Origin of the sequence: Epilithonimonas hominis (genome assembly GCF_003730015.1) — a bacterium.
Classification (GTDB): Bacteria; Bacteroidota; Bacteroidia; order Flavobacteriales; family Weeksellaceae; genus Epilithonimonas; species Epilithonimonas hominis.
Window position 1 is genome coordinate 1 of record NZ_RJTU01000040.1, and the last position, 5,228, is coordinate 5,228.

Sequence of the window (5,228 nt, forward strand, 5' to 3'; positions counted from 1 at the left end):
GATAAATATTCTGCAGAAATATTTATTGCAATGAGTTCTAAATCAGATAATTTTGGTTTAATTGGTTTGAAATAAAAATTTTCTTTGATGGTTAATTTTCTTAATTCCTTTAAAATAAAATCGTAAATTGCATCTAGGTTATTCATGATGTATTAGATTGGTAGTCAATACAATATACGAAATTTTCGTATTATGAGTAACCTTTTTTATAATGCACTACGGGTTTATTTTAATCTTTCTTGTAATAGTTGATTACCTATTGATTTCTCTATATTTAAGAAATCAAAATCTTGAACCTAGCATTGCTATTGCGATTATAGTTTTAGTTCCGATTGCTTTTTTAATTAATATTTTAATCGGCATTACCTTCTTTTTTTATCAAAAAGACGTCGCTTACAAGTATTTTTGTAATCAACGCAATTCTTTCATCTATCATTACTTATTATTCATTTGGAAATGAAATGAGGCGCCAATCCAGTTTAGAGTTTTAAGCGTAATGATACTTTGTTTGAACTCAATAGTTATAAAAAGAGAAATAAGTTTGATATGAGTTATAGTTTATCATCTGGTTCATCAGGGAATTTTCTAAATGGTAAGTACATATAACAACAAAACGGTATTATTCTAATTTCAGATTCAATAAAGATGAGAATAGAAGGTAATAAGATCATTGGTTTTGGAAAAACAAACGATACAAGTGGAATTTTTAAGGAAAGATAATCATTAAGTATTTCATCAAACCAAACAATCCCTATCTTTGGCTAAAAAGCTAAGACAACACTAATGAGTTTGGAACTAAGGAAACATTTTGAGGAATTGATACCGTTGACGGACGAGGAGTTTGCCACGCTCGCTTCTTATTTTAATTTGAGAAAACTGAAAAAACACCAATATCTGATTCAGGAGAACGAGCCTATTACCAATATTTATTTTGTGACCAAAGGTCTTTTGAAAGCGTCTTATATCGATACCCACGGAAAGGAACATATCATTCAATTTGCGATGGAAAACTGGTGGATTTCTGATTTTCAGGCTTTTTATACGGGTGTGCCATCGGTCACGAGCATCCATTGTCTGGAAGATGTTGAACTGTATGCTATTTCCAGAAACGATTTTGAAAAGATTTGCTTAGACAATCACAAAGTTGAGCATTTTTTCAGAATCAAAAACAGTTTGGGTTATGTGGCATTGCAGAAAAGAATATTATCCCTTCTTACAACGGATGCCAGAGAACGCTTTGAGCAACTTTCCGCTCAATATCCAAAGCTTATCCAACGTGTTCCAAAAACAATTATTGCGTCATATCTTGGCGTATCCAGAGAAACTCTTAGTCGCATAACGCGGAAATTGTGATTTGTGTCACTACAATTATGTGATCTATGTCCTGTGATTTTAAATGAGTTTGGCTCAATTTTGTATACAGAAATTTAAAAAATTATTAAAATGAACAAAAAAATATTATTCGTGGTTACAAGTCACGAAGATCTTGGAAACACAGGACTTAAAACAGGATTCTGGACAGAAGAACTTGCAGCACCATATTACGTATTAGCGGATCAAGGTGCGGAAATTACCATCGCAACTCCAAAAGGAGGACAGCCGCCAATAGATCCGAAAAGTGAGGATCCGTCTGCGCAAACTGATGCTACTAGAAGAATGGATACTGATAAAGTTTTACTGGAGAAGCTTCGTAATACTAAAGTATTATCAGAAATCAATTCTGCAGATTATGATGCTGTGTTTTATCCTGGCGGTCACGGACCACTGTGGGATCTTGCAGAAGATAAAATTTCTCAGCAATTAATCACAGATTTTTACAAAGCTGACAAACCTGTGGCATTTGTTTGTCACGCGCCAGGTGTTTTGAGACATGTACAAATCGATGGGGAATATCTCGTAAACGGTAAAAAAGTAACAGGCTTTACCAATACAGAAGAAGAGGCTGTGCAGCTTACAGATGTAGTTCCATTTTTGGTAGAAGATATGCTGAAGCAGAACGGCGGAGAATATAGCAAAGTGGAAGATTGGCAACCTTACGCTGTAGTGGATGGTAAGTTAATTACCGGACAAAATCCGGCATCTTCCGAAAAAGTAGCGGAAGAACTTCTTAAGATGCTATAAAAAAATCCACAGATTACGTAAAGAGGCACAGATTTTTTCTGTGCTTTTTTAATTGGTGATATCAGTAACAATCCAGAAAAATTGCCAACTAATAAATAGTTACGTAAATTACGTCCCAAAAAAAAATAAAAAAATAAAATATAGTATATGAAGAAAATTTTTATTTCAGTTTCACTATTATTAATGATGAATGCAATGGCACAGAAATTTGAAACACAAAGCTCTACAGATAATCAAGGTTATACTTACGAAACCGTAAAAAATGATCAATCAGGCGTAAGAGTTTACACCTTGAAAAACGGACTAAAAGTCTATCTAGCTAAAAATGACGATGCGCCAAGAATCCAGACTTACATCCCTGTAAGAACGGGCTCTAACAACGACCCAAGCGATAATACAGGTTTAGCACATTACTTGGAACATATGGTTTTCAAAGGAACGTCAAAGTTAGGAACCAGTGATTGGGCAAAGGAGAAAGCAATGCTTGCCCAGATTTCTGATTTGTACGAGCAGCACAAAGCCGAGAAAGATCCTGCAAAGAAAAAAGCATTATACAAGAAAATTGATGAAGTCTCTCAAGAAGCTTCCAAATATGCCATCGCTAACGAATATGACAAGGCGATCTCTTCTCTTGGAGCTACTGGAACTAACGCTCACACTTGGTTAGACGAAACGGTTTATAAAAATAATATACCATCCAACGAACTGGAAAAATGGCTAAAAGTGGAAAAAGAACGTTTCTCCGAATTGGTTCTTAGATTATTCCATACAGAATTGGAAGCGGTTTATGAAGAATACAACCGTGCTCAGGACAACGACGGCAGATTGGTCAACTACGCCATGATGGAAGCGCTTTTCCCGAAACATCCAAACGGTCAGCAAACGACAATCGGTACTTCGGAGCATTTGAAAAGCCCTTCTATGGTAGCGATTCATAGATATTTCGATACTTATTATGTGCCTAATAATATGGCAGTGGTTTTGGTTGGAGATTTGGATTTTGACAAGACTATTAAAATGGTTGATCAGTACTTTGGAACATTCAAGTACAAAGAATTACCAATGAAGAAAATGGTTTCTGAAGAGCCAATGACAAGCATCGTTTCCAGAACTGTGAAAAGTCCTTCTACACCAAGAATGACAATGGCTTGGAGAACAGATTCTAACGGAACTCAGGAAGCGAGATTAGCTGATGTAGTTGCTGAAATTTTAAGTAACAGCGGAGACGCAGGTTTAATTGACCTAAACATTAACCAAAAACAAAAAACCTTGGGTGCTGGCGCTTATGAATCTCCTTTCAAAAATTATGGCGCATTTGTTTTAAGTGTTGTACCAAAAGATGGGCAAAGCTTTGATGAAGCTAAGAAATTGTTATTAGAACAAATTGATTTGGTTAAAAAAGGACAATTCCCAGACTGGATGCTAAATGCAATCGTAAACGATCTGAAAGTTCAGAGAATGAAACGTTGGGAAACGGCAGATGGATTGGCTACAACATTATATTCAACTTATATTGGGAACAGAACTTGGGAGCAGGAACTGGACGAAATCAACCAATACGAAGCAATTACTAAAGCGGATGTTGTGAAATTTGCGAATGAGTTCTTCAAAGATAATTACGTAGTTGTTTACAAAGAAAAAGGCGTTAATGATAAACTGGTTCGTGTAGAAAATCCAGGTATTACACCAATCAAATTGAATAGAGAAGCACAATCACCTTTCCTGAAAGAGATTATCAATACAAAATCTTCTGACATCAAGCCAGAATTTATTGATTTTAAAACTGCTATTGCGACTTCTACAATCAAAGATAAGAAGGTTAGCTTCATTAAAAATAAATACAATGAAGTAGCTCAGGTAAATTATGTTTTCCCGTTCGGGACAGATAATGACAAGGAATTGGCACTTGGGGTAACAGTTCTTCAGTATCTTGGAACGGATAAATACACACCAGAACAGTTGAAGGAAGAATTCTTCAAACTGGGAATCACCAATCAATTTAGAACGTCTAACGATCAGATGATTATTGCACTAAGCGGATTGGAAAGCAATATGAAAAAAGGAGTAGAGCTGATGAATCATTGGATCAATAATGTGAAAGCAGATCAAGCAATCTATGATCAAACAGTTAACACCATTTTGGAATCGAGAGAAGTTGCGAAGAAAGACAAAAACAGAATTATGGCTGCGTTGGCCAACTATGCTAAATTTGGTAAAGACTCCAGAATGACGGATGTGATTTCTAAAGAGCGTTTGAAAAGCATTAACGTGACTGAATTGATTTCTAAAATCAAAACATTGAACGAATATCCTTATGAAGTTTTCCTTTACGGAGAAAATCAAAAAGGATTGGAGAAAGCGGTGAAGCCTTACATTGCTAATACAAAATTACAACCTGCACCAGCTAAAGAATATGCGGAACCGGCAACTGCTGGAAAAGTCTATTTTACGCCATACGATATGGTACAGATGGAAATGTCTAAAGTGGCAAAAGCGGGCAATGTGAATGTAGCGAACTTTGGGAAAGCAAGTGTTTTCAACGAGTATTTTGGACGTGGATTGTCTTCTATCGTTTTCCAGGAAATAAGAGAAAGTAAGTCTTTGGCTTATTCAGCTTACGTTTCTTATGCTAATGCAACTGAGAAAAACCATCCAAATTATGTAACAACTTACATCGGAACTCAGGCAAACAAATTGCCTTTAGCAGTTTCTGCAATGTCTGATTTGATGGCAGAATTACCACAAATCCCAGCTCAGTTCGAGAATGCAAAAGGATCTGCTTTGAAACAAATCGCATCTAACAGAATCAACAGAACGGTGACTTATTACAATCAGTTATCTCTAAAAAAATTAGGAATAGATCACGATGTGAGAAAAGAAATCTATGCAGAAATCCAATCTTTGACATTGCCTCAATTAACTAATTTCTACAACACCGAAATCAAGCCATTGCAATACAACACAGCAATCATCGGGAAAAAAGAAAACCTGGATATGGATTCTATCAACAAGATGGGAACTTTCACAGAAGTGAGTTTAGAAGAAATTTTTGGTTACTAATTGAAGTCAAAAATCAAGTTAAAAGAGAAGAATCCGTCTCACAACTG

3 protein-coding genes and 1 pseudogene are annotated in these 5,228 nt (G+C 35.7%); 3 read left to right on the plus strand and 1 reads right to left on the minus strand.

Going from position 1 to position 5,228, the window contains the following annotated elements:
* Window positions 1-146: pseudogene (locus tag EGH73_RS14470) on the minus strand (IS982 family transposase); the annotation flags it as partial.
* Between the two features lie 637 nt (window positions 147-783).
* On the opposite strand from EGH73_RS14470, the gene EGH73_RS06070 reads away from it, so the two are divergent.
* The 3 genes from EGH73_RS06070 to EGH73_RS06080 all read left to right on the plus strand — a co-directional run bounded on the left by EGH73_RS06070 (window position 784) and on the right by EGH73_RS06080 (window position 5,181).
* The gene (locus tag EGH73_RS06070; protein WP_123281109.1) at window positions 784-1,353 is read left to right on the plus strand and encodes a Crp/Fnr family transcriptional regulator; all 570 of its coding nucleotides are present in this window, start codon (window positions 784-786) and stop codon (window positions 1,351-1,353) included.
* Window positions 1,354-1,443: 90 nt separating this feature from the next.
* A complete protein-coding gene (locus EGH73_RS06075; RefSeq protein ID WP_089769190.1) occupies window positions 1,444-2,121 on the plus strand; it encodes a type 1 glutamine amidotransferase domain-containing protein in 678 nt (225 codons plus the stop codon).
* A gap of 147 nt (window positions 2,122-2,268) precedes the next feature.
* Window positions 2,269-5,181 carry a M16 family metallopeptidase gene (locus tag EGH73_RS06080; RefSeq protein ID WP_123281110.1) on the plus strand — a complete coding sequence of 971 codons (2,913 nt, stop codon included), beginning with the start codon at window positions 2,269-2,271 and terminating at the stop codon, window positions 5,179-5,181.
* Window positions 5,182-5,228 lie beyond the last annotated feature (47 nt).

Bases quoted from the DNA above. Each gene is read 5' to 3' on its own strand.
- EGH73_RS06070 (WP_123281109.1), top strand. From the start codon at position 784: ATGAGTTTGGAACTAAGGAAACATTTTGAGGAATTGATACCGTTGACG.
- EGH73_RS06075 (WP_089769190.1), top strand. From the start codon at position 1,444: ATGAACAAAAAAATATTATTCGTGGTTACAAGTCACGAAGATCTTGGA.
- EGH73_RS06080 (WP_123281110.1), top strand. From the start codon at position 2,269: ATGAAGAAAATTTTTATTTCAGTTTCACTATTATTAATGATGAATGCA.